Here is a 24,435-nt window from a genome sequence, read left to right on the forward strand (position 1 = left end):
TGTACTGTCCGGTCTAAACGCAAGCCCGATCAACCTCCAATCAACGTTTCTTGAGACATGCGACCATCGCGCCTCTTAAAATCTGTGTGCAATGGTATACATCACTCAGCAAGCTCACCGCCTTGGTCCTTGAATCAAAGGCTTTGGTGATGCAGATAACTATTAGCGAATCCCGGGACCTAAGTCATTTCAGAGGGAGGCCACAGATGCCCATCAAAGTCGGACAAGACACCGCCAAAACACGCCGCAGCCTAAGCGTGAATGGCAAGTCCATTTCATATTATTCCATCCCCGCCGCGCAAGCGGCCGGACTGGGCGATTTTTCAAGGCTTCCCGCCGCGCTCAAAGTGGTTCTGGAAAACATGCTGCGTTTCGAGGATGACGGTTTTTCCGTCTCGGTCGACGATATCAAAGCCTTTGGCGAATGGGCGACAAGTGGCGGCAAGAACCCGCGCGAGATCGCGTATCGTCCTGCGCGCGTGTTGATGCAGGACTTTACCGGTGTTCCGGCTGTTGTCGATCTGGCAGCGATGCGCGATGGCATCAAAGGGCTGGGCGGTGATGCGCAAAAGATCAACCCTCTGAACCCTGTTGATCTGGTCATCGACCACTCGGTCATGATTGACGAATTCGGCAACCCGCGCGCGTTCCAGATGAATGTGGACCGTGAATATGAGCGCAATATGGAGCGCTATCAGTTCCTGAAATGGGGGCAGTCGGCATTCAACAACTTCCGCGTTGTTCCCCCCGGAACCGGCATCTGCCATCAGGTGAACCTGGAATATCTGGCACAAACTGTCTGGACCGACACCGATCAGAACGGCGACGATGTCGCCTACCCCGACACACTGGTTGGTACCGACAGCCACACGACGATGGTCAACGGTATGGCCGTTTTGGGCTGGGGTGTCGGTGGGATCGAGGCCGAAGCCGCGATGCTGGGCCAGCCGATCTCGATGCTCATCCCTGAGGTAGTAGGCTTTGAGCTGACCGGCGCTTTGGTCGAAGGCACAACCGGCACTGACCTTGTCCTGAAAGTCGTGGAAATGCTGCGCGAAAAGGGCGTCGTGGGCAAATTCGTCGAATTCTATGGCGAAGGTCTGGACCGCTTGCCGCTGGCCGACCGCGCGACCATTGCAAACATGGCGCCCGAATATGGCGCGACCTGTGGCTTCTTCCCAATCGACGGCGAAACACTGCGCTACATGCGAAACACCGGCCGTGATGAGGATCGTCTGGCGTTGGTCGAAGCCTATGCCAAGGAAAACGGCCTGTGGCGCGATGAAAACTATGCGCCCATTTACACCGACACTCTGACGCTGGACATGGGCACAATTGTTCCCGCAATCTCGGGGCCAAAGCGTCCGCAGGACTATGTTGCGCTGACCGACGCCAAAGCAGCCTTCACCAAGGAAATGGCCGAAACCTTCAAACGCCCGATGGGCAAGCAGGTCGTGGTCAAGGGCGAAAATTACGGCATGGAATCGGGCAAGGTTGTGATCGCCTCGATCACCTCCTGTACCAACACTTCAAACCCTTATGTGATGATTGGTGCCGGTCTGGTCGCAAAAAAGGCGCATGAGCTAGGCTTGAACCGTCAGCCGTGGGTCAAAACATCGCTGGCCCCCGGTTCACAGGTTGTGTCTGAATACCTTGAGGCTGCGGGCCTGCAGCAGCATCTGGATGCCATCGGATTCAACCTTGTCGGCTATGGCTGCACCACCTGCATCGGCAACTCTGGCCCGATCCAGAGGGAAATCAGCGAAGCGATTGCCGAAGGAGATCTGGTCGCCACATCCGTTCTGTCTGGCAACCGCAACTTCGAAGGCCGGATTTCGCCGGACGTGCGGGCCAACTATCTGGCCTCGCCGCCACTGGTCGTGGTCTACGCACTGGCTGGCACCATGGATATCGATCTGACGTCCGAGCCGATCGGTCAGGACAAGGACGGCAATGACGTCTTCATGAAAGACATCTGGCCAACCCAAAGCGAAATTGCCGAATTGGTTCAGGAAACGGTCACCCGCGAAGCGTTCCAGTCCAAATACGCTGACGTTTTCAAAGGTGACGAAAAGTGGCAGAGCGTCGAGGTTCCGCAACAGGAAACCTATAACTGGCCGCCGACTTCGACGTATATCCAGAACCCCCCATATTTTCAGGGGATGGGGTCCGAGCCAGGCACGATCTCGAACATCGACGGGGCCAAGGTTCTTGCGGTTCTTGGTGACATGGTCACGACCGACCACATCTCACCGGCCGGATCGTTTGCAAGTACGTCGCCTGCCGGTAAGTACCTGATCGAACGTCAGGTGCAGCCGCGCGAGTTCAACTCTTACGGCTCCCGCCGCGGCAATCACGAAGTCATGATGCGCGGCACTTTCGCCAATATCCGCATCAAGAACGAGATGCTCGATGGGGTCGAAGGTGGCTACACAAAAGGGCCTGATGGCGAACAGACGTCGATCTATGACGCCTCAATGGCCTATCAGGAACAGGGCGTCCCGCTGGTTGTTTTTGGCGGTGAGCAATACGGTGCGGGCTCCTCGCGCGACTGGGCGGCTAAGGGTACGGCCCTACTGGGCGTCAAAGCCGTGATTGCGGAAAGCTTTGAGCGAATCCACCGGTCCAACCTGGTTGGCATGGGCGTGATCCCGTTCGAATTCACCGGCGGCGACACCCGCAAGACGCTGGGACTGACAGGTGACGAAACCGTTTCGATCCATGGCTTGGACTCGGTTGAACCGCTGCAGGAGGTGCCCTGCACCATCATTTTCAGCGATGGAACCGAAAAGACGATAACGCTGAAATGCCGGATCGATACCGCGCCCGAGATCGAATACATCGAAAACGGCGGCGTACTGCAATACGTGCTGCGGAACCTCGCCAAGGCAGATTAAAACAACAAAGCCCCGACCAACAACGCCGGGGCTTTTTCTTGGGCCAGTGCCACAGGCTCCAGACTAAAGCGCGTGCCGCAGGCACGCTCCGCTTGGCAATGGTTCAGATCACCGGCCGGCTTTCTCCAGTGCTGGCCGCAGCGTGCTTTCGATCACGCGCTGTGTAATCGGACCGGCAAAGCGCAAAATGATCGTGCCCTCTCCGTCGATCACATAGGTCTCAGGTACCCCATACAAACCCCAGTCCAGCGCCATTCGGCCTTGTTCGTCCCGTCCGATGGACTCGTAAGGGTCGCCCAGTTCGTTCAAAAACGCTTCGGCGTTATTCAGTTGATCCTTGTAGTTGATGCCGTAGACCGGGATACCCTCTTCGGATAGCGCCTCAAGGTTGGGGTGCTCGGCCCTGCACGGGGCGCACCAGCTGGCCCAATAGTTGACCAGCTTGACCTCACCATCGCGCAGGGTCGCATCGTCAAACAACGTCTTGCCCGGAAACTCGGTCAGAACAACGGGCGGCGCAGGTTGTCCTTCGCGCGCCGATGGCAAGGCGTTTGGGTCTTCCCGGAACATGCCAATGCCCGCCAAAACGGCAAACGCGCCAAAAATCAGTGGCGGCGCAATCATCAGGGGCGAGATTTTAGCCATTGCGCATCATCCTGTTTTCGACCTTTTCCATTTCCGCCCGCACCTTGCGGCCACGCATCACACTGAGAACAAACAACGCAATCAGCAGCCCGAGCGAGACCGCATAGGACCACAAAACCGCATCGGCGTATTTTCCAAGATCAGGGATCATCCGTTTAGCCTTTCTCTCGAAAGCAGCGCCTTGATCCGACGCGCCCTAATTTCTGTACCTGTGCGATACAGAACCAACGCAATGAACAGCAGCACAAATCCGATAATGCACAGCAGCAGCGGATAGAAATAGATATTGCTGACTTTTTCCTCGGTATCCGCACCGGTTACGGCCGCCGCGCGCATCACGGACGCCCCTTGATGCAGGCCCTGATTCCAGAAGTTCACAGCATAGCGGCTAAGCAAGGCAAAAACCGACCCCACCAGACAAAGGACCGAGGTAAGGTCGGCTGCGGTGTCGGAATCTTCAATCGCTTCCCACAGGGCCACATAACCCAAATAGAAAAGGAACAAGATCAGGAACGCGGTCAGGCGCGGATCCCAGGCCCACCAGGTGCCCCACATCGGTTGCCCCCAGATCGCGCCGGTTGCCAAGGCGATCAGGGTCATCACGATCCCAACCGGCGCCGCAGCCCGCGCGGCCAGCGCGCTGACATGGTGACGTCGCACCAGCCAGACCAGCGAGGTTGCAAGCATCATCAGCCAGCAATTAATCGCCATCAGTGACGCAGGTACATGCAGGTAGATGATCTTGACGGTCGAGCCCTGTTTGTAGTCATCCGGTGTGAAGAAAAAGCCCCAAGTCAGTCCGACGACCAGACACACCAAGGAGGAAATCCAGAAGAACGGCAACACCCGCTCGCTGGTGGCGAGGAATTTGCGCGGGTTGGCGTATTCCCAGAGGGTATTGGCTTTGGCTGCGATAGACATGGGCTCTATTTAGTCCGACTCGTGTTCGTTCTCAATTGACATCAGTCAAAGTGTGACTGCGTTACCGAAGGTTGATCCGCAGCACAGCTGCGCTGGCAAAGGGCAGCAGCGCAATCGTGGCAGCGGTGATCCCCGCCAGCATCAACAGCGGGGTTTGCGTTTCCATGCCTGTGGCACCACGGCGGGCGACCTCGGCTCCGAAAATCAGCGTTGGGACATAAAGCGGCAGAACCAGAAGTGACAAAAGCAGTCCGCCGCGCTTCAATCCCACAGTCAGCGCCGCACCAAAAGTACCGATCACGCTCATGGCCGGGGTGCCGATTAGCAACGATATCACCAGCCAGAAAAACCCGGGCACCGGCAGGTTCAGCAACACGCCCAGAAAGGGTGCGGCCAAAACCAAAGGCAATCCCGTGGTAAGCCAGTGGGCCAGAGCCTTAATCGATACGACGGCCTCAAGCGGCAAGGGCGCCGTGGCCAACAGGTCAAGCGATCCGTCTTCCCAATCCAGCGCCAGCAGCCGGTCAAGCGACAACAGGCAGGCCAGAAGAGCGCCCAGCCAAAGCACACCCGGTGCAATGGTCGACAGCAATGACGATTGCGGGCCTACTGAAAATGGTACCAGGACGGTCACGATCAGAAAGAACGCAAGGCCCAAGCCAAAACCGCCGCCAGCACGGAAGGCCAGTTTCAGGTCGCGCAGCAGCAAGGCGATCACAGGAAGCCTCCGTCAAAGTCGTCGATGGGTTTCGGTTTGGCCTTGTTTGGGCCCACATCCAAAACCGCGCCGTCCAAACCCAGGTCGATGTGAGTGGCGATCAGGGCCGATCCGCCCTGCCCCAGATGTGCGCGAACGGCGTCGGCGAACATCTGAACAGCATCCTTGTCCAGCGACACGGTAGGTTCGTCCAGCATCCAGATCGGCCTTCCGGTGACCAGCATTCGGGCCAGTCCAAGCCGGCGTTTCTGCCCGGCGGACAGGTTGCCGGCGTGACGATCCGACAGTTCGTTCAGCTCATAGGCATCCAATGCGGACTGAATGTCATCAGTACCAAAAACCGAGGCCCAGAACGTCAGGTTCTCGACAACCGTCAGAGTTGGTTTCAATCCATCGGAATGTGAGGCATAGGCGATACGATCCTCGGCCCCGTCAATTGTTCCGCTCAGCGGTGGTTGCAGCCCTGCCAGCGTGCGCAACAAGGTAGTTTTGCCAATCCCGTTTGGTCCGCGCAGGATCAATGCCTGTCCGGGTTTTAGCGAAAAACTCAGCCCTTCGAGCACTGCGATGCCCCCACGGGTGATGGCAAGATCGGTTACGGTCAGTGTCATACGGCCCCGCTTATCTTATTGCGCATAGGGGCAAAAGGCGGGATTTGACGCAGGGCAACACCCATTCTGCGTTTGGATAACCTTAAATGCGAACGGCCAGGCCCTCGCGCTCCCCGGGATACTTTCACCCAGATGAAGAGGAACCCGTCAGGTGGCAAGCATAGCCAGCGCTATGCGACGCCCTTCAGAGAGCAGAACATTGTAGGTGCGACAGGCTGCCGGCGAGTTCATGATTTCAACCCCCATGCCTGCCTGTTCAAGCGCTGATCGAAGCGCTGTGGGGATGTGGGCCAACTCAGTGCCCGTTCCGATCAAGATGACATCCACCTGCGCGGCCAGTCCAAGTAAGGGCGATGGATCGTCGTATCCGCCCCAGCTGGCAGTGCCCGAAGGGCCAGTCAGAACCGAGCCTTCATAAACCCGGCCACCGATACGGAAAAAACCTGGTCCGTACCCGTCTACGGGGGATGCGCCGTTATATGTGATCTCATTCAACCGCATGGATGTCTTCTATGCCCCAAAGCGGCAGGCCCGACAAGGCGGCAAGCGCGATCACCAAATAGGCCGCGGTGCGATAGATCTTTTCCTTTTCCGGATTGAACAACCAGCCACCCAGCCAATTGCCCAAAAGGTTTGGGACAGACAGAGCCAGCCCCAGCACAACACTATCAAGGGTCACGCGCCCCATGCTGGTCAGGAAACCGAAGATCAGAAAGTCGAAACCAAATAGGAATAGCAGGATGGTGGCCCGAATGACCTCAACCGGCAGTGGACGGGACATGTAGAACAGGATCACCGCCGGCCCAGGCAGCCCAGCAACCCCGCCGAGAAACCCTGCAGCTCCACCGATCGCCGTCACCATCGTACGTCGCACGCGCCCTTGGTAGCGTAGTCCTAGAATCAGAATCGCAAGCATAAACAGAGCGAGGATACTGACGGCGTATCTAAAAACCTCTGGCTCGACCTGCGTAAGCATCCACAAGCCGATTGGCAGGACCAAAGCGCAACCCAGCAACAGTCGCATCAGATCGCCATGGTCAACGGCGCGCCACGCCCGGCGGAGGTTAGGGAGTGGCCCGAAGATGTCCATGACTGTCAATCCGATCAGCGCTCCGAACGGACCAAGGAATGGGGTGGCCAAAGGTAGAAAAACCAACGCGGTCCCAAAACCGGAAAACCCGCGTACGATCCCGCCCAGAGTCGCTGCCAAAACGATAACGGCCAGCCCCGTGGGGGACTGGCCGAGCAGATCAGGCGTCCACATTTGCGAACTGGTTGCCCGCGTTGTTTGACGGCTTCGACCAGTCGCGTTTGACGCCCAGCCACAGCAGGATGGTCGAGGCCACAAAGACCGAAGAGTATGTCCCCACGATCACGCCCCAGATCATCGCGAAGACAAAGCCGCGGATCACGTCCCCGCCCAGCACATAGAGCGAGATCAGAGCCAACAGGGTGGTAACCGAGGTCATTACTGTTCGACTGAGTGTTTCGTTGATCGAGATGTTCAGAACCTCTTTGAGGTCCTTCTTCTTGTACTTCCGCAGGTTCTCGCGGACGCGGTCGAACACGACCACGGTGTCGTTCAGCGAATAGCCAACGATGGTCAACAGCGCGGCGATGATAGCCAGGTCGAACCGGATTTGCAGTTCCGAGAAAATCCCGATGGTCAGGATCACGTCATGCACCAGCGCGGCCACCGCGCCCAAAGCGAACTGCCATTCGAAGCGCAGCCATATGTAGACAAGCACCGCACCAATAGCGAGCACCACCGCGATCACCGCCGTTTGGATCAATTCGCCCGAGACCTTGGGGCCGACAGATTCGACGGACACAAACTGAATATCTGGCGCAGCGATTTTGAGCGCCTCTTCCACGGCAGTCACCGTTGCGGCCGACACAGCCTCGGCATCGGCTTGCGCCTGAATGCGGATCATCGCGACGTTTTCGTCCTCACCAAAAGTGGGATCGAAAATCTCAGTAATGGTCACGTCGCCCAATTCCAGCGGCGCAATGGCTTCACGATAAGCACCAACATCCACGACTTCTGCACTTTGAGTTCTGATCGTGGTACCGCCCCGGAAGTCGATACCGAAGTTCAGGCCCTGAAGCATGAAGGACGTGAAGGCCACGATCATCATAAGGGCTGAGATTCCCAGCCAGATCTTCCAGCGGCTGAAGAAATCGAACGAGGTGTTCTGGGGTACGAGTTTCAGTCTCATGATCAAACCTCGATCGTTTTCGGGCGGCGGCGTTCGAACCAGATGACGATCATCAAACGCGTCACGAAGATCGCGGTGAAGACCGAGGTCAGAATACCAAGACCCAACGTAATTGCGAAACCGCGTACCGGGCCGCTGCCCATTGCAAACAGGATCACGGCGGTGATGAACGTTGTGACGTTCGCATCCAGGATAGCCGAGAGTGCTTTTTCATAACCCAACTCGATGGCGCGTGCAGGGCCCTTTGCGGATTTCAATTCTTCTCGGATCCGCTCAAAGATCAGCACGTTGGCATCCACCGCCATACCAACCGTCAGTACGATACCAGCGATACCAGGCAGTGTCAGGGTCGCTCCGATCAGGGACAGCAGGCCAAACAACAGGCCCACGTTGATGATCAGAGCGATGTTGGCAAAGATACCAAACAGGCCGTAGCTGAGCGCCATGAAAACCAGCACTGCGGCAAAGGCTACGATCGTCGCGACCTTGCCGGCATCAATGCTGTCCTGACCCAATTCCGGACCAATGGTCCGTTCCTCGAGGAACTCCAGCCCCGCTGGTAAAGCACCTGCGCGCAACAGAACTGCCAGATTGGTACTTTCTTCAACGGTGAAGTTGCCGGTGATTATGCCCGAGCCGCCTGGAATGTGGCTTTGAATGACAGGGGCCGAGATGACCTCATCATCAAGAATGATTGCGAAAGGCTGGCCGATGTTTTCCAGCGTATAGTCGCCGAACTTGCGCGCTCCCGATGTATTGAACCTGAAGCTGACCGCCGGGCGACCGTTCTGATCGAAGGCCGGCTGCGCGTCCACCAGCTCTTCACCGGTGACGACCGAAGCCGACTCGACCGTATAGAACAAGCCGGTTTCGTCGATAGAGGGGAGGACCTTTTCGCCAATCCCCGGCACTGCGTCCGGGTTGGTACCCCGCCCCACAACCGGGTTGAACGTCAGCTGAGCAGTGGTGCCGATGATCTCCTTCAGTTCACCAGCGCTGCCGATACCTGGCACCTGAATCAGGATACGATCCGCACCTTGGCGTTGGATTGTGGGTTCACGTGTACCGACTTCGTCAATACGGCGGCGCACAATTTCAAGCGACTGGCGCACGGTTCGGTCGTCTGAGGCCAGCTTTTCCGCCTCGGACAATTGAACGACGATTGTGTCACCTTCAGCCCGCGCCTCGATATCGGTCGCACCTACCCCTGTCAGGGTCTGCACCTGACGGGCCAGACCGCGCACAACTTCCAACGCACGCGACATGCCCTCGGGCTGACTGATGCGCACCCGAATCTCGTCCGGAGCGGAATCTTGTTTCCGAATGGTGCCAACCGTGGCGCGTTCATCTCGCAGCGCATCGCGGATTTCGGGCCACATTGCCTCCATCCGGGATTCGTACACATCACCGACCTGAACTTCAGCCAGCAAATGCGCGCCACCGCGCAGATCAAGGCCAAGATTGACCAAGGACGACGGCAGCCAGTTCGGCCATTGCGCCGCCTCGGCCTGCATTTCAGGAGTGTCGATGCCAAGCTCGATTGCGGCCTTGGCATCGTTGGATTGCTCGACGCGCGTATAAAACGCATTCGGCAGGGCCATCAGCAGGCCGATCACGCAGACCGACCAGATCAGAACCCGCTTCCAGGTATCAATTTGCAGCATTACCCTGCCTTTTCAAGGAATTATCGCGCGAAGTTACTTCGCAGGTTCGGTTTTGTTCAGAACCTGCGCAATGGTCGATTTGACCACACGAACCTTCACACCCTCGGCGATTTCAACTTCGATCTCGTTGTCGCCTTCCTTGACCTTGGACACCTTGCCGATCAATCCACCCTGGGTGACGACCTGATCGCCGCGGCGCACTGCCTCGACCATGGCCTGATGCTGCTTCATCTTTTTCTGCTGAGGGCGGATGAGCAGAAAATACATGATCGCAAAGATCAGGATCAGCGGGAGAAACTGGGCGATTGCGCCACCTTCCATGGGATATTCCTTTGTTTTGGTGCTGCGGAGAAGCTCCGCAAATTTGGCGAGAACCTATGCTCTGAGTTGCGCCTTTGCAAGCGAAGGCCGCGCCGAACTCCACCGGGATCTGACCACAGTGTGCAAAGAACAAGCCAGGCGTTGCAGATATGTCCTAGGCAGGTCACCGAAACTGGGTATAGTTTGGGCTAAGGGGGACATATGACACGACAATTCAAGCCCTTCCTTTTGTTGGCTTATTTTGTGACAGCACTGGCTGCCAGCCTTTGGCTCTCAGACGCTGCGTCGGCACAGGAAACACCGGCCGAGCCGCCGGCTTCTGAGGGTACGGAATCGGATGCCTTCGTCGCCCCGGTTATAGTGGACGGGGACGTGTTGTTCCGGGTCCGTGGGTCTAGTGCCTTGCCCGCCCCCGAACGAGCGGAGATTGTTCAGAACAAGATTGTCGAAGTCGCAGAAGCCTCGGACACGCAAGAGGTCGAGATCACATACGAAGAAACCGAGTTTGGTATCTGGACACTGGCTGATGGTGAGAGAATCTCGATCGTTACCGAAGCTGACGCCGAATTGGAACAGATGGAGCTGAGTGTTCTGAGTGTTTTACACGGGGACGCGATCAAACAATCCATTGAATCCTATCGCTCCAACCGCACCGAACAGGCGCGCGTTTCCGGTGCGATCGAGGCCGCCGCATGGACCTTGGGGTTCGTTGCGTTTGTCGTTGCGATCCTCTGGTTGCACCGTCGCATACGAAGGAAGACACTGAAGTTTGTCTCCCGTCATCTTAAAGACGTGGAAACCGCGACGGCCAAAAGCGTTCAGGCTGAGGCGATTGCAGCGCTCGTCCGGTACGGGCTGAGTTTTGTTCTGCTCATCATCTTCTTCCTGGGTTTCTACTACTACCTCTCGTTTGTTCTGCTGGCCTTCGCCGAAACTCGCTATTTCGCCCAGCTTCTGCTGACTTACCTGACAGAGCCTGTCCTGCTGATCTTCAAAGGCGTTATCAGCTACATCCCCAACATGATCATGCTGGGTTTGATCGCCTGGGTAACGATGTACATCATCAAGGGGATGCGGGTGTTTTTTGACGCTGTCGAAGCGGGCTCATTCGATATGGGCGATTTCGAAAAACACTGGGTCAGCCCAACCTTCAACATTGCACGCGTTGTCGTGATCCTGATCGCCTTGGTCTTCGCGGTCCCCTACATCCCTGGATCGGACTCGGCTGCATTCCAAGGATTGACCATTCTCGTGGGCGCGATGCTGTCGCTTGGCGCCAATTCAGTGGTGTCAAACATGCTGGCCGGTCTGTTCGTGATCTACCGCCGTTCGACTTCAATTGGGGATCGCATTCAAATCGGCGATCACATCGGTGACGTGGTTCAAATCAAGCTGATGGAGACGCACCTGAAATCCATCAAGAATGAGCTGATCTCGATCCCAAATGCGCAACTTATGAACTCGGACGTGGTCAACTTCTCGAAGAAGACCGATGGAAGCGGGCTGCTGCTGCACACTACGGTCGGCATTGGTTACGAAGAGCCACCGGAAAAGGTCGAGGCGATGTTGATCGAGGCCGCCAACCGGACCAAGGGTATCAAGGCCAAACCGGAACCTTTTGTTTTGTGGACGGCATTGGCGGACTACGCGATCAATTACCAGATCAACGGCTACACGACCCGAGGCAGCATAATTCCGAAAATCCGGTCGGACCTGCATCGCAATATCGTAGCCGTGTTCAATGAAAACGGTGTGCAAATCATGACGCCCTCTTACATGGCTGATCCGCCTGATCCCAAGATCCCGACCGAGCATTGGGATGGCCATCTGGCGCATGAAACACACGCGGACGCCGATAAGTCGTAACCGGCGCTACACCCTGCCTTTCAGATGGTGCATAAGCGGATTCAGTGATTCACGCATTTAAGGATCTGAACCATGCACGACATCCGCGCCATTCGCGAAAACCCAGCCGCCTTCGACGCCGCACTTGCGCGCCGTGGGGACGCGCCGGTGTCGTCAGATTTGCTAAGGCTGGACGAAAGCCGCCGGGCCAAGATTTTGGCCGCGGAAACGGCGCAAGCCGAACAGAACAAGGCCAACAAGGAAGTTGGCGCTGCCAAGGCACGCGGTGACGAAGCTGAATTTCAGCGTCTGCGCGCGCTGGTCGCTGAAAAAAAGGCCGAAATCTCCCGGATGCAAACCGAAGCCAAGGACCTGGACGCGCTGCTGACTGATCAGTTGATCCGCATCGCGAACCTGCCCGCTGAGGACGTGCCTGAAGGTGCGGATGAGAACGACAATGTCGAGGTCAACCGTTGGGGCGCTCCGCGAGAGTTGGATTTTGCACCTAAAGAGCATTTCGAAATCGAGGCTGTTCAAAACGGCATGGATTTCGAAACAGCGGCAAAACTGTCTGGCTCGCGCTTTGTGCTGCTGTCCGGCGGCGTCGCCCGCGTTCACCGCGCCTTGGCGCAGTTCATGCTGGACACGCACATTAACGAAAACGAGCTGACCGAGGTAAACGGCCCGGTTCTGGTTCTGTCCGAAATGATGCAAGGCACCGGCCAGTTGCCGAAGTTCGGCGAGGATAGCTATCAGACTCGCGAGGGCTGGTGGCTGATCCCAACCTCTGAGGTTTCGCTGACCAACATCGTCAACGACACGATGATCGAGGAAAGCTACCTGCCCCGCCGCTATACCGCGCATTCGCTCTGCTTTCGGTCCGAGGCCGGCAGCGCGGGCAAAGATACCCGCGGGATGCTGCGTCAACACCAGTTCGAAAAGGTCGAGATGGTCTCGGTCACGCATCCGGACAAATCGGATGACGAGCAAAAACGCATGCTACGCTGTGCCGAGGGTATTCTGGAAAAGCTGGGCATCCCCTATCGCACCGTCATCCTGTGCACCGGTGACATGGGCTTTGGCGCGCGCCGGACTTTTGACATCGAAGCATGGTTGCCTGGTCAGGACACCTATCGCGAGATCAGCTCGGTCTCGACCTGCGGTGATTTTCAGGCGCGCCGGATGAACGCGCGCTTCCGTCCCGAAGGTGGCGGCAAACCGGAATACGTCCACACGCTGAACGGATCAGGTCTGGCCGTTGGGCGCTGTTTGATCGCTGTGCTGGAAAACGGCCAGAATGCAGACGGCACCGTTACCCTGCCCGAGGTTCTGTCCCCTTACCTTGGCGGCAAGTTGACGCTGCAGTTGGACGGTACGCTGGCATAAAGAAAACCGGAGCCCAATAGGGCACCAGTTCAAGAAACTACCAGGCGGAGAAGCCTTACTTCTTCGCCTTTTTCTTACCCTTCTTCTTGTCTTTCTTCTTATCTTTCTTTTTGTCCGATTTGTCGGCCTTTTTCTTGCCGTCCTTTTTGTCTTTCTTCTTATCTTTCTTCGCCTTGGCTTTCACCTTGTCCTTGGCTTTTGAGAAGACAGCTTCCATCTCCTGCAGCTTTTTGGCGGCCTTTTCAGCCTTGGCCTTTGCCTTTGCCTTCTTCTTAGCCTTGGCTTCTGCCAATGCGGCTGCGGCTTTCTCCTCCGCCGCTTTGCGTGCAGCCTCCTCCGCCCGTTTCTCGGCGGCAGCGGCGGCAATGGTCTTGCGCGCCGCGGGTCGGCGCGGCGCAGTTTTTCTGGCAGGTGCGCGGCGCGTTGCAGTTGTCGCAGCAGTCCTCTTGGCCGCAGGCTTAGCGGCAGGCTTGGCCGCCGCGGGTTTTGCCGCCGTCGGTTTAGCCGCTGTCGCCTCTTTCGCGGCCGCGATCAGACCGGCCGCGCGGGCCGTGCCGATACGGGGAACTTTGACCAGTGCAGCGGGGGTTGCTTTGGCTACGGCTTCGGCGGTTTTGAAACCATTGGCAGACAACGACTTTGCAAGCCCTTCTCCGACGCCTTTTATTGCGGTCACTGCGGTCATTCTTTGTCCTTTCTGATTTTCCCTGCGTTGTCCTATGTATACTGGATACGCTCTCTCACAAGCCTGCGCCCAGAGATGCGGGCCATTTGGTCAATTACTGTGTGCAAGATTACCGGATTGATCCTTTCTGGGAAACGGCACAAGCCGCTTGGCGTCCTCGTCCCACAGTTTCAGGTTCAATGCCGCGACGGCCTCGGGGAATTTAATCCGACGCGGTGTAAATTCTGGCGGAAGGTTATAGTGGCACGCACGCAGCCGGTACGACGGAATGCGGGCATTGAAATGGTGGATGTCATGCAGCGTGATGCAAGCGACCGCATTGTCGAACCACCACCCAAAATCCAACGCGGATGATCCCTGCAACGCTGCCAGTTTTGGGTCCAGATCCGGGCGGCGATCCCAATAAGTGTCCTCGAAATTATGCTGCAGGTAGACCAGAAACACACCCAGCATCCCGCCCAGCAGTGAAAACACCAACCAAACCAAAATACCTGTTGCGCCAGCGATCAAATACAAAAGACCAAGAAAAACGATGATCGACAGATTGTGCAGCAAAACGCCTTTGACGCCAAACCGCACCGTGTTCTTGGGCCAGCGGTAGCGGATGAAATAGGTGAACAGTGCCCCAGCTGGAACCAGGATGAACGGGTTGCGGTAAAGCCTGTAAAACAAGCGCGTTTTCCAATCAGCCGCGTTCCATTCTCGCAGAGTCATGGTGTGGATTTCGCCGGTTTCGCGATGCTCCAGATTGCCAATACCTGCGTGATGCAGATTATGGTTCTGCTTCATCACTTCGAACGGAGCAAAGGTGAACGGCGACAGCCCGTGCCCGGCCCATTCGTTCTGGGCACGCGTTTCGAACAAAGAGTGATGTCCGCAGTCGTGCTGTAGCACGTAGAGGCGCACCGCAGAAAAGGCAAAGACGATCCCGGCCGGGATCATGACGTACCAGCGATCCACATAGGCAATCGCCAGCGCAAGTGATGTGAAATACACCGCGAAGGTTCCAAAATAGCTCAGCGCGGCCAATCTGTTGTCCTGAACCGCGTATTGCCTTGTGTATTCCCTCAGATCCATCCAGCCGCTCCCCACGTTGGTTAGGTCCAATGGTTGTCAAAAACGGGTGCGGAAGTTCCGCATGAAATAATATGCGCGCGAAACAGATGCGCGCCAGTGAATGCTAGCGCGGGGAAATGGGGCTGTCACGCCCCTCAGACAAAAATGCTGAAAATTGGCGCAGTTACGCGCGGCCTTTGAGATGTTTGGCCAATGCACCCGCGTTTTTCTTGCGGCGTCCCTTGTAGGGGTTCTTGTCCCCCTGGCCGCGCAAAGTTAGACGGATCGGAGTGCCGGGCATATCGAAATCTTCGCGCAGGCCATTGACCAGATACCTCGTATAGCTGGCCGGCATCTTGTCAGGGTGCGAACACATGACCACAAACCCAGGTGGGCGGGTCTTGGCTTGAGTCATATAGCGCAGTTTGATCCGGCGGCCCTGTGGCGCTGGCGGCGGGTGCTGTTCCAGCATTGCCGTCAGCCAACGATTCAACGCAGCTGTCGGAACGCGGCGGTTCCAGACGTCATGCGCACGCAGGATGGCGGTACGCAGACGTTCCAGCCCCCGACCCGTCTTTGCCGAAACCGTCACCAAAGGCGCGCCTCGCAACTGCGGCAGCAAACGCTCGAACGACTCTTTTAGATCCCGCAGCTTTTCTTGCTTGTCTTCCTCAATGTCCCACTTGTTGATGGCGACAACGACAGCGCGGCCTTCACGTTCGGCCAGATCGGCGATACGCAGATCTTGCTGTTCGAAGGGGATGGCCGCATCCAGCAGTACAACAACAACTTCTGCAAACTTAACAGCGCGCAGACCATCCGAGACTGAGAGCTTTTCGAGCTTTTCCTGAACCTTGGCTTTTTTGCGCATCCCGGCGGTATCGAAGATACGCATGGGCGTGCTTTCCCCGTCCGGGTCCGCCCAGTCTAGGCGCAGGCTGATCGCGTCGCGTGTAATCCCGGCTTCGGGGCCGGTCAGCAGACGGTCCTCGCCAACGATCTTGTTGATCAACGTGGATTTACCGGCGTTCGGGCGCCCGACGACAGCCACCTGTAGCGGTTTGGCAGCGGTGATCAGTGGCGTTTCGCCCTCTCCATCCTCGTCCAGTTCAATATCAGTCACCGGGGTATCGTCGACGGCCTTTTCCTCGGCCGCATCGGCCAAGGGCATAAGCTGGGAATAAAGATCGGTCATCCCCTCGCCATGCTCGCCCGACAGGCGAACCGGTTCACCCAGACCCAGGTTGTAGGCCTCAAGCACACCTGCATCCGCTGCATTACCCTCGGCTTTATTGGCAGCAAGGATCACGTGCTTGGAACGTTTACGCAGAATTTCGGCAAACATCTCATCGGTTGGAGTAATCCCGACCCGCGCATCGATCATGAATAAGCACACATCGGCCATGTCCACGGCGCGCTCGGTCAGGCGGCGCATACGGCCTTGTAGGCTGTCATCGGTCGCGTCTTCAAGACCCGCAGTGTCAATCACGGTAAATCGCAGGTCACCCAGACGCCCTTCGCCTTCGCGCAGGTCGCGCGTTACACCGGGCTGGTCGTCGACTAGAGCCAGACGTTTGCCCACGAGGCGGTTGAACAGTGTGGATTTGCCCACATTCGGGCGCCCCACGATGGCGAGGGTCAGCGACATGATACTCAACTTTCAAGACTCAGACGCGCCCTTTAGCGCATCTTGTCGTCAACGGAAAGCGTGCAAATCACCTTTGGTCGACACAACGTACAGCGTCTGTCCGGCCACAACCGGTGCCGTCGTCGCGCCACCTGGCACTTCGACGCGGTGAACCAGCGTGCCGTCAACCGGGCTGAAGAACCGAATATAGCCGTCGTTCGAGGCAATAACGATGCGCCCGCCCGCCATGATCGGCCCGTAATGCGCATAGATCGGCCCACGGCGCCCCGGCTTGTCTTTGACAAAGCCCGGCAGGTCCTGCGCCCAGACAATCGCTCCGGTTGCCGCGTCCAGCCGCACCAGTTGGCTGCGGTCGCTAATCAGGAAAATGTTGTTTCCTGCGGCCCAGACCGTATCGACGGCTCCTTCGTCTGCGGTCCAAATCCGTTCGCCGGAATTTGCGTCGAAAGCGACCGTGCGCCCGGAATGGTTGCCGATATAAATCTTGTCGCCCACCACCATCGGCCCGCCGGTCACATCAACGATTTGCGCCGCTGCTCGTCCACGACGTCCGCCGGCGACAGAAGCGTTCCAGCGGCGAATACCACCTCGACGGAACGTCGCTGAGATATCCCCCGAGCCAAAGGCGAATACGGAAAAATCTGATGCGATAACTGGCGCGGGCGCACCCAAAACGTTGCCGACACTTGGGATGCCCTGAATTTGCCAGGCTATGCGGCCGTCCTTGGTGTTGACTGCCCACCCGGTTTCATCACCGGCGACCAGATACAGCAGCCCGTTGCTGACCAACGGCGCGCCGCTACCGGTTGCGTTCAACCTCTTTTGCCAGCGAACTGTACCGGTTTTGGCATCCAGCGCTGTCAGTCTGCCATAACCGGAAGAGACATAAAGCACACCATTGTCGTACGCCAAGCCGCCACCGGTGGCGTCCGAGTCGCCATCACTTGGTGGAATCAGATCGGTATCCCAAACGAGCTGTCCTTGCGGCGACACGGCGGACACCGTTGCCCCTGCATCCAGCGTATAGATCAACCCACCAGCCACAACGGGGTCGGCTGTGATCCGCTGCTTGCGCGAGTCGCCCTTACCGATGGATGCGGACCAGACACGCTGCGGCGTGGTGCGCAACTGTGCGTTGGTCGTACGGAACGCAGCCGTACCCGGGCTTTGCGGCCAACTTGCATTGGCTTTTTGGGCAGGCAAACTGATCGGTTTCGAACCGCGGATTTCCACTGTTTCGGAATCGATAGCGGGACGAATATCTTCACGCGGCCCCGGCAAAATGACTTCGGGCTCGCGACAGGCAGCGACCATGGTCAGGGAAAGGGCTGCCAGCGGCAATCCAATACGGGAGAATAGACTTGCTACCATGATATTCCGAACTCGCCTGTGATTTTTCTTGCCGTCACCAGATCAGCCCTGCTGGGCTACCAGTGGCTCTGGTTCGCCACCAAGTGCCACAATCAACTGAGCTGCACGCTGCTGCAAATCCACGCCAACCTCTGCGTCCTGTCGCAAAGTCTGCAGCCGCGTGATGGCCGCTTCAACATTGCCTTCGGACACATCAATCAGGGCCAGTTGTTCCTCGGCCAGCAACCGCAGCGGCGCACCCGGTGCGGCCAGCGCTTCAAATTGAACACGACGATCGGCTGCCGGCATAGTGTCGCTTTGCAAAAGCAGCGCCTTGAACGCCGCGATCGCACGATAAATTTCCGGTAGATCCCCTTGCGATGCAACGGCGTTCAGACTGGCGACCGCATCCGGCTCTGATCCGGCCTCAAGCTGAGAGGCCGACAACAACATGTTGCGAACCGCATCCCCACCCGGCGATTGCGTTTCGACGGCGGCAAGGCTGGCGGCCCGGTCATCCGACTGATTCTGTGCCAGCGCCGCCAGGATTGAATCACCCAAATCCTGCGCCTGACTGGTTGCGCGCGACTTGCGTACTTCGTTGAACGCAGCACCGCCCACGATCAGGACAACCGCAAGCACACCGACCCAACCCCATCTGCGCAACAGCAGAAACAGTCGGTCGCGGCGCACCTCTTCGGTCACCTCATCAATAAAACTGTCGACGTCGCTCATCCCTGCCCTCCGGGGCTGCATCCTTGGTGTATGGCGCCATGTCATACCCCGGCGCAATCGCCAAGCCAAGAGCCCGATTTTCCACAATCCAGCCGGGGGCCTCCGCTCTTGTAGAAAAAATTAAACCGAACTATTCAGTTTAGTGTGGAAACGGTACATAATCGTCCCCACTTTCTAGCATGACCGCCAAATAAGACGTGGCAAAGAATTCTGGGAGTTGTCCTGCATGCGCTTGATTTCATTGGCAAACGCCGCTTTGGTGATTGTTATTTTGTTTTTGTTGGTTTTTGAACGAGACACCCTGTTCGCCTTTGCCGGACGCGCTGAAGCCGAGGCCAGCCCCGAAGCTGCCGGCGAATCCGGTGACATAGCGAACGTGAATCAGTCGTTGATTGGCGTAGTTGCCCTGAGGTCAACCGCACGCGAAATTGACAGCGCCGTACTGTTGCGAGGCCAGACCAAGGCCAACCGCCAGGTCGAAGTTCTGGCCGAAACCACTTCGACTGTCATCTCTGAACCCAAACGCAAAGGTACGTTCGTCGAAGCTGGCGATCTCCTGTGCGAGCTGGACCCGGGCACTCGCCCCGCCAGTTTGGCCGAAGCCAAGGCTGCTAAGCTGGAGGCCGAAAGCCGCATTCCAGAAGCCGAAGCCCGTCTTGAGGAAGCACATGCGCGCGTTGCCGAGGCCGAGATCAACCTGACAGCCGCAAACAAGCTGTCCGATTCCGGGTTTGGATCGGAAACACGCAGAATCTCAAGCGAGGCATCCATGAGGACCGCTGAGGCTGGCATCAAAACGGCTGAAGCCGGCCTTGAGGCCACCCGCGCCGGGATCGAAGCCGCAACCGCCGAAGTCAAAGCTGCAGAACGCGAAATTGACCGCCAGACCATCGAAGCCCCTTTCAAAGGCCTTCTGGAAAGCGACACCGCCGAATTGGGCAGCCTAATGCAGCCCGGCTCGCTGTGCGCGACCGTTATCCAACTGGACCCGATCAAGCTGGTTGGGTTTGTTCCTGAAACCGAAGTTAACCGAGTGATTGTTGGTTCCGAGGCCAAGGCGCAACTGGTAACCGGTCTGCAAGTCGCCGGTCGTGTGACATTCCTGAGCCGTTCCGCCGATGAAACCACCCGTACCTTCGAGGTTGAGATCACCGTTCCCAACCCGGAGCTGGCCATTCGGGACGGTCAGACCGCCGACATCAGCATTTCGGCCGCCGGAGCCAAGGCGCATTTCCTGCCGCAATCAGCGCTGACCTTGAACAATAACGGCCAACTCGGTGTTCGCGTCGTTGGCCAAGGCAACGTGGTCGACTTCCAACCCATTGTTCTTCTTCGTGACACCGCCGAAGGCGTTTGGGTCGGTGGGCTGCCGGAAACTGTTGACATCATAGTTGTCGGGCAGGAATTCGTGACCCGTGGCGTCATCGTCGAGCCTACATATCAGGAAGCCGCGAAATGACCGGAATCGTCAGTTGGGCCGCCGGCCGGGCCAGAATGGTTCTGGCCTTTATCGCTATATCGATTGTGATTGGTGGGTTTGCCTATGTGAACCTGCCGAAAGAAGGCGAACCGGACATCGATATCCCGATGCTGTTCGTATCGGTCCAGTTCCCGGGCATTTCAGCTGAGGACAGCGAAAATCTTCTAGTCAAGCCCATGGAAACCGAGATGGCCGATCTCGACGGGCTGGATAAGATGACAGCAACCGCCGCCGAGGGCTACGCCGGCATCCTGATGGAGTTCGAGTTCGGGTGGGATAAGTCCGCCACCATCGCTGATGTACGCGACGCGATGAATACTGCCCAGGGCGAGTTCCCCGACGGAGCCGAGCAATACACGATCACCGAGGTCAATTTTTCGGAATTCCCCATTGTAATCGTCAACCTGACAGGGGCGGTCCCGGAACGCACAATGGCGCGCGTCGCCAAGGACTTGCAGGATGACCTCGAGGCCATGGACTCCGTTCTGGAAGCCGGCATCGCGGGCAATCGGGACGAGTTGCTAGAGGTGATCATCGACCCTCTGCGACTTGAGGCGTACAATGTTACCGCAGCTGAACTTATCGACGTAGTTCGCAATAACAACCAATTGATTGCAGCCGGTGAAGTCGAAACGGAACAGGGCGCATTCTCGGTAAAGATCCCATCATCCTTCAAAACTGCGCAGGATGTTTATGATTTGCCAGTCAAGGTTAATGGCGACCGGGTCGTCACAATGGGTGAACTGGCGCAGGTCAACTATACCTTTGAAGACCGCGAAGGGACTGCCCGTTTCAACGGAGAGCAGACCGTCGCGCTGCAGGTGGTCAAGCGCAAGGGTTTTAACCTGATCGACACGGTTGATGGCGTGAAACAGACCATTGCCGCCGCACAAGCCAAGTGGCCCGCCGATATGCAGGCGGCCATCCAACTTGGCACCTCAAATGACCAGAGCCGCATTGTCGATTCGATGGTTCGCCAGCTCGAAGGCTCGGTTCTGACCGCTATCGCTCTGGTAATGATCGTTGTTCTGGCTTCGCTGGGGACCCGCGCGGCTCTGCTGGTGGGCTTTGCAATTCCCACCTCATTCCTGCTGTGTTTCGCCTTTCTGGCGATGATCGGGGTCACAATCTCGAATATGGTGATGTTCGGGTTGATCCTGGCCGTGGGGATGCTGGTCGATGGGGCCATCGTTGTCGTGGAGTATGCTGACAAACGCATCAAGGAAGGCGTCGGCCCGATGCATGCGTATGTTGAGGCAGCACAACGGATGTTCTGGCCCATTGTGTCGTCGACCGCGACAACACTCTGTGCCTTCCTACCCATGCTGTTCTGGCCCGGCGTTCCGGGCGAGTTCATGAAGATGCTGCCGATCACGCTGATCTTTGTTTTGTCGGCGTCGTTGGTCGTGGCTCTGGTCTATCTGCCGGTTGTGGGTGGTGTCTCGGGGCGGGTGAGCCGCGTGTTTGACCGCACTTCTGATTGGTTGCGCGCCAGAACGGCGTGGTGGGTGCGCGTCATCATGATCCCACCGGTTTTGTATATGATGTTCCTGGGCGCGATGCAGATGGTGAACCCCGATTACCTGATGCCCGGATCGTCTGCTGGCGGTGTGGTATTTGGTGCCCTGTTGCTGATGTTCGGAGCCTTTGGCGGGTCGATCACGCTGAGCGCGGCCAAAATCCAGCGCGCGCCGGACAACCATGTCCACACTGCCCGAGAACATACCAACTTTGGCTACGTGATGAAATTCTTGGTCGGCAATCCGATCATGCCAATTGTGTCCATCTTAGCTATCGGTTTCGCCGTCGTCGCGGTAATGACCGCCTTTGGCAACAACAATCGCGGTGTCGAGTTTTTTGTGGAAACCGAGCCGGAACAGGCCACGGCCTACGTCCGCGCGCGGGGCAACCTCTCGCTGACGGAAAAGGACGCGATGGTTTTGGCCGCCGAAGAGATCATCAGCGCGCATCCTGCGGTCGTAAACGTCTTTGCTTTTGCGGGCGAAGGCGGGTTGAATCAGAACAACGGGGGTGCAGAGGCACCGGCCGATACTGTAGGCCGTGTCCAGTTCGAGATCATCCCGTGGGAGGACCGGCCCAATCTGTCCGAACCGATTCTGGGCGGGTTGCTGGATCGCGAAACCATTGCACCGGAATATGATGGAAACGTGGTTCTGGACGATCTGACCGCTGATCTTGCCAACCTGCCGGGCTTCATCGTTGATATCCAACCACTGGAACAAGGTCCGGCCTCGGCCAAACCGGTTCACCTTCGTATTAAGGCGGACGGCTGGGAAGACCTAACCGCGGCCACCGTAGCCGCGAGAGAGGTTTTCGATGAGACCCCTGGTCTGATCAAGATCGAAGACACGCTTCCCCTGCCCGGTATCGACTGGCAGATTGATGTGGATGTCGCAAAAGCGGGACGTTTCGGCGCCGATGTGGCGACCGTTGGCGCGATGGTACAGTTGGTCACGCGCGGGCTGCTGCTGGGAGAAATGCGCCCGGACACCGTGGACGAAGAGATCGAAATCCGCGTCCGCTTGCCCGATGCCGACCGCGTTCTGTCCACGCTGGACACGCTCAAAGTTCGCACGCCAGATGGCCTTGTGCCCCTGTCGAATTTCGTTACGCGCAAACCAGTGGCCAAGCTGGCCGAGATCAACCGGGTCAACCAGCAGCGCTATTACGATGTGAAGGCGGATGTTGAACCGGGTCTAAGCAAGGTTGTCATGGATAACCCCGATGGCACCGAACAGCGTCTGGCGATCGTGCGGGAGGTGGTCGAAGGAGCTGAACCAACCGGCGCAACGCTCACCGGCCCGACGGGCAATCTCTATGAACTGGTGACGCTAACAGGTGCAGAAAACCTCGACACTGTGCGTGCCGACATTGACTCCGGCGACGCCCGGCTCAGCCTGATCAATCCCAACGAACGCATTGCAGTTCTGACCGAATGGCTGGAAACCGATCCCTTCGCAAACACAGTCAGCTGGGAATGGACCGGAGATCAGGAAGACCAGGCAGAATCAGGGGCGTTTCTTATGAACGCCTTTGCCGGTGCGCTGGGGCTGATGTTCGTGATCCTGCTGGCGCAGTTCAACTCGTTCTACAACTCGGTTCTGGTTCTGCTGGCGGTTGTTCTGTCGACTACCGGTGTTCTGATCGGGATGATGGTCATGCAGCAACCGTTTTCGATCATCATGACCGGGACAGGGATTGTGGCGTTGGCAGGGATTGTGGTGAACAACAACATTGTTCTGATCGATACCTATCAGGAATATAGCCGATATATGCCACGGATCGAGGCGATCATCCGTACGGCTGAGGCGCGTATTCGTCCGGTTCTTCTGACCACCCTGACAACGATGGCCGGCCTGACACCGATGATGTTCGGATTGTCGCTGGACTTCATCAACGGCGGTTACTCTATCGACAGCCCGACGGCGCTTTGGTGGAAACAACTGGCGACCGCGGTTGTGTTTGGGCTGGGTATCGCAACGGTCCTGACTCTAATCGTAACGCCATCGTTCCTGGCGCTGCGGGTATGGGTTACCACCTATGCTGTTTGGGCGGCCAAAACACTGGCAAGAGCAACCGCGGGTCGTACGAGCCAAATCGCTCAGGATATGGCCGTGGGTCGCGCTGCACGTCAGGTACAGGCCACGGAAGTTGTTTGGGGGGATGAGACACCCACCGCACCTTCACCAGAGGCCGACAAGGACGAGCGTCCTGATCACCCGCCGACATCCCCCCTCAAGGCGGCGGAGTAATGCAAATGGCGAACCGCAGGGTTCGCCATTTTCTTTTTAAGACTTAGTCGGTGAACACATACTCACCCAGATCACACAGATTCAAACCGAAGTCTTCAACCGACGAGCCATCGTCAAACCCGCCCCGAATATCATAAACACAAGTTGTCAGACCATCCGCGATCACAACGTCGATTTCGTAATCGGGTGCCACATAGCCGCCGCTCAGCAGATTTCCTTCCCAACTATCGGAGGACGCGGGTGAGATATTGAATTCGACCAGATCCGCGCTGGATTCGTTCACCACCAGAAACTCAAGATCCTCGGCAAAGGCCGAAGTCGCCATAAGAACAGCTGCGGTAAACGCTGCTGCTGCACGCTTTTTCATTCGATATTCCTTTGTTTAAAGTCCGGTCCAAATGCCTGGCACCGTGACTTTATTTGAATTGTCACCAACAAAAATGAGCGTCAAATTAAACTTGGGCGAACAACCGCATTTTTT

Annotated in this window: 21 protein-coding genes; 5 read left to right on the forward strand and 16 right to left on the reverse strand. The window is 57.4% G+C overall.

The window, feature by feature from the left end:
* Positions 1-206: 206 nt before the first annotated feature.
* Complete coding sequence (acnA, locus tag GOW92_RS21415) at positions 207-2,897, forward strand: aconitate hydratase AcnA (protein ID WP_170564693.1); 2,691 nt, start codon at positions 207-209, stop codon at positions 2,895-2,897.
* Positions 2,898-3,005: 108 nt separating this feature from the next.
* On the opposite strand, the gene GOW92_RS21420 is transcribed toward acnA, so the two are convergent.
* The 10 genes from GOW92_RS21420 to yajC form a co-directional block, all read right to left on the reverse strand.
* Complete coding sequence (locus GOW92_RS21420) at positions 3,006-3,542, reverse strand: DsbE family thiol:disulfide interchange protein (RefSeq protein ID WP_170564696.1); 537 nt, start codon at positions 3,540-3,542, stop codon at positions 3,006-3,008.
* Positions 3,535-3,693 carry a heme exporter protein CcmD gene (ccmD, locus tag GOW92_RS21425; RefSeq protein ID WP_170564698.1) on the reverse strand — a complete coding sequence of 53 codons (159 nt, stop codon included), beginning with the start codon at positions 3,691-3,693 and terminating at the stop codon, positions 3,535-3,537. Before ccmD ends, GOW92_RS21420 begins: the two co-directional genes overlap by 8 nt.
* The gene (locus GOW92_RS21430; protein ID WP_170564700.1) at positions 3,690-4,463 is read right to left on the reverse strand and encodes a heme ABC transporter permease; all 774 of its coding nucleotides are present in this window, start codon (positions 4,461-4,463) and stop codon (positions 3,690-3,692) included. Before GOW92_RS21430 ends, ccmD begins: the two co-directional genes overlap by 4 nt.
* A gap of 61 nt (positions 4,464-4,524) precedes the next feature.
* A complete protein-coding gene (gene ccmB / locus GOW92_RS21435) occupies positions 4,525-5,181 on the reverse strand; it encodes a heme exporter protein CcmB (protein WP_170414442.1) in 657 nt (218 codons plus the stop codon).
* Entirely contained in the window at positions 5,178-5,792 is a 615-nt protein-coding gene (ccmA, locus tag GOW92_RS21440) for a heme ABC exporter ATP-binding protein CcmA (RefSeq protein ID WP_170564702.1), read from the reverse strand. The genes ccmB and ccmA overlap by 4 nt, the downstream gene beginning before the upstream one ends.
* Positions 5,793-5,939: 147 nt before the next feature.
* Positions 5,940-6,293 (reverse strand): Mth938-like domain-containing protein, encoded by a 354-nt coding sequence (locus GOW92_RS21445; protein WP_170564704.1) that lies wholly within the window; start codon positions 6,291-6,293, stop codon positions 5,940-5,942.
* Positions 6,280-7,056: a sulfite exporter TauE/SafE family protein gene (locus tag GOW92_RS21450; RefSeq protein ID WP_170564706.1), complete on the reverse strand. Its 777-nt coding sequence runs from the start codon at positions 7,054-7,056 to the stop codon at positions 6,280-6,282. The genes GOW92_RS21445 and GOW92_RS21450 overlap by 14 nt, the downstream gene beginning before the upstream one ends.
* Positions 7,043-8,011 (reverse strand): protein translocase subunit SecF, encoded by a 969-nt coding sequence (secF, locus tag GOW92_RS21455; RefSeq protein ID WP_170564708.1) that lies wholly within the window; start codon positions 8,009-8,011, stop codon positions 7,043-7,045. The genes GOW92_RS21450 and secF overlap by 14 nt, the downstream gene beginning before the upstream one ends.
* A gap of 2 nt (positions 8,012-8,013) precedes the next feature.
* On the reverse strand, positions 8,014-9,675 hold the full coding sequence (gene secD / locus GOW92_RS21460) for a protein translocase subunit SecD (RefSeq protein ID WP_170564710.1): 1,662 nt from the start codon (positions 9,673-9,675) through the stop codon (positions 8,014-8,016).
* 33 nt (positions 9,676-9,708) lie between these two features.
* A complete protein-coding gene (gene yajC / locus GOW92_RS21465) occupies positions 9,709-9,996 on the reverse strand; it encodes a preprotein translocase subunit YajC (RefSeq protein WP_170564713.1) in 288 nt (95 codons plus the stop codon).
* 201 nt (positions 9,997-10,197) lie between these two features.
* On the opposite strand from yajC, the gene GOW92_RS21470 reads away from it, so the two are divergent.
* Both GOW92_RS21470 and serS read left to right on the forward strand, forming a co-directional pair.
* Positions 10,198-11,862 (forward strand): mechanosensitive ion channel family protein, encoded by a 1,665-nt coding sequence (locus GOW92_RS21470; protein WP_170564716.1) that lies wholly within the window; start codon positions 10,198-10,200, stop codon positions 11,860-11,862.
* Between the two features lie 72 nt (positions 11,863-11,934).
* Entirely contained in the window at positions 11,935-13,227 is a 1,293-nt protein-coding gene (gene serS / locus GOW92_RS21475; protein ID WP_170564720.1) for a serine--tRNA ligase, read from the forward strand.
* Between the two features lie 55 nt (positions 13,228-13,282).
* Here the strand turns inward: serS and GOW92_RS21480 are convergent, their stop codons facing one another.
* The 5 genes from GOW92_RS21480 to GOW92_RS21500 form a co-directional block, all read right to left on the reverse strand.
* Positions 13,283-13,912, reverse strand: a complete 630-nt coding sequence (locus GOW92_RS21480; protein WP_170564723.1) for a helix-hairpin-helix domain-containing protein — start codon at positions 13,910-13,912, stop codon at positions 13,283-13,285.
* A gap of 90 nt (positions 13,913-14,002) precedes the next feature.
* Positions 14,003-14,989 carry a fatty acid desaturase gene (locus tag GOW92_RS21485; RefSeq protein WP_170564726.1) on the reverse strand — a complete coding sequence of 329 codons (987 nt, stop codon included), beginning with the start codon at positions 14,987-14,989 and terminating at the stop codon, positions 14,003-14,005.
* 163 nt (positions 14,990-15,152) lie between these two features.
* Positions 15,153-16,616, reverse strand: a complete 1,464-nt coding sequence (der, locus tag GOW92_RS21490; RefSeq protein WP_170564729.1) for a ribosome biogenesis GTPase Der — start codon at positions 16,614-16,616, stop codon at positions 15,153-15,155.
* 48 nt (positions 16,617-16,664) lie between these two features.
* Positions 16,665-17,987: a PQQ-like beta-propeller repeat protein gene (locus tag GOW92_RS21495; protein ID WP_170564732.1), complete on the reverse strand. Its 1,323-nt coding sequence runs from the start codon at positions 17,985-17,987 to the stop codon at positions 16,665-16,667.
* A 42-nt stretch (positions 17,988-18,029) separates the two neighbouring features.
* The gene (locus GOW92_RS21500; protein WP_170564736.1) at positions 18,030-18,701 is read right to left on the reverse strand and encodes a hypothetical protein; all 672 of its coding nucleotides are present in this window, start codon (positions 18,699-18,701) and stop codon (positions 18,030-18,032) included.
* 226 nt (positions 18,702-18,927) lie between these two features.
* Between GOW92_RS21500 and GOW92_RS21505 the strand changes: the two genes are divergently transcribed.
* Entirely contained in the window at positions 18,928-20,160 is a 1,233-nt protein-coding gene (locus GOW92_RS21505; RefSeq protein WP_170564739.1) for an efflux RND transporter periplasmic adaptor subunit, read from the forward strand.
* Positions 20,157-23,954, forward strand: coding sequence for an efflux RND transporter permease subunit (locus GOW92_RS21510; RefSeq protein WP_170564742.1), 3,798 nt, complete (start codon positions 20,157-20,159; stop codon positions 23,952-23,954). Before GOW92_RS21505 ends, GOW92_RS21510 begins: the two co-directional genes overlap by 4 nt.
* Positions 23,955-23,997: 43 nt before the next feature.
* Here the strand turns inward: GOW92_RS21510 and GOW92_RS21515 are convergent, their stop codons facing one another.
* Positions 23,998-24,321 (reverse strand): hypothetical protein, encoded by a 324-nt coding sequence (locus GOW92_RS21515; protein ID WP_170564745.1) that lies wholly within the window; start codon positions 24,319-24,321, stop codon positions 23,998-24,000.
* Between the last annotated feature and the right edge of the window lie 114 nt (positions 24,322-24,435).

The sequence above is a fragment of the Ruegeria atlantica genome, from assembly GCF_013032505.1.
In the GTDB taxonomy this organism is placed as follows: Bacteria; Pseudomonadota; Alphaproteobacteria; order Rhodobacterales; family Rhodobacteraceae; genus Ruegeria; species Ruegeria atlantica_F.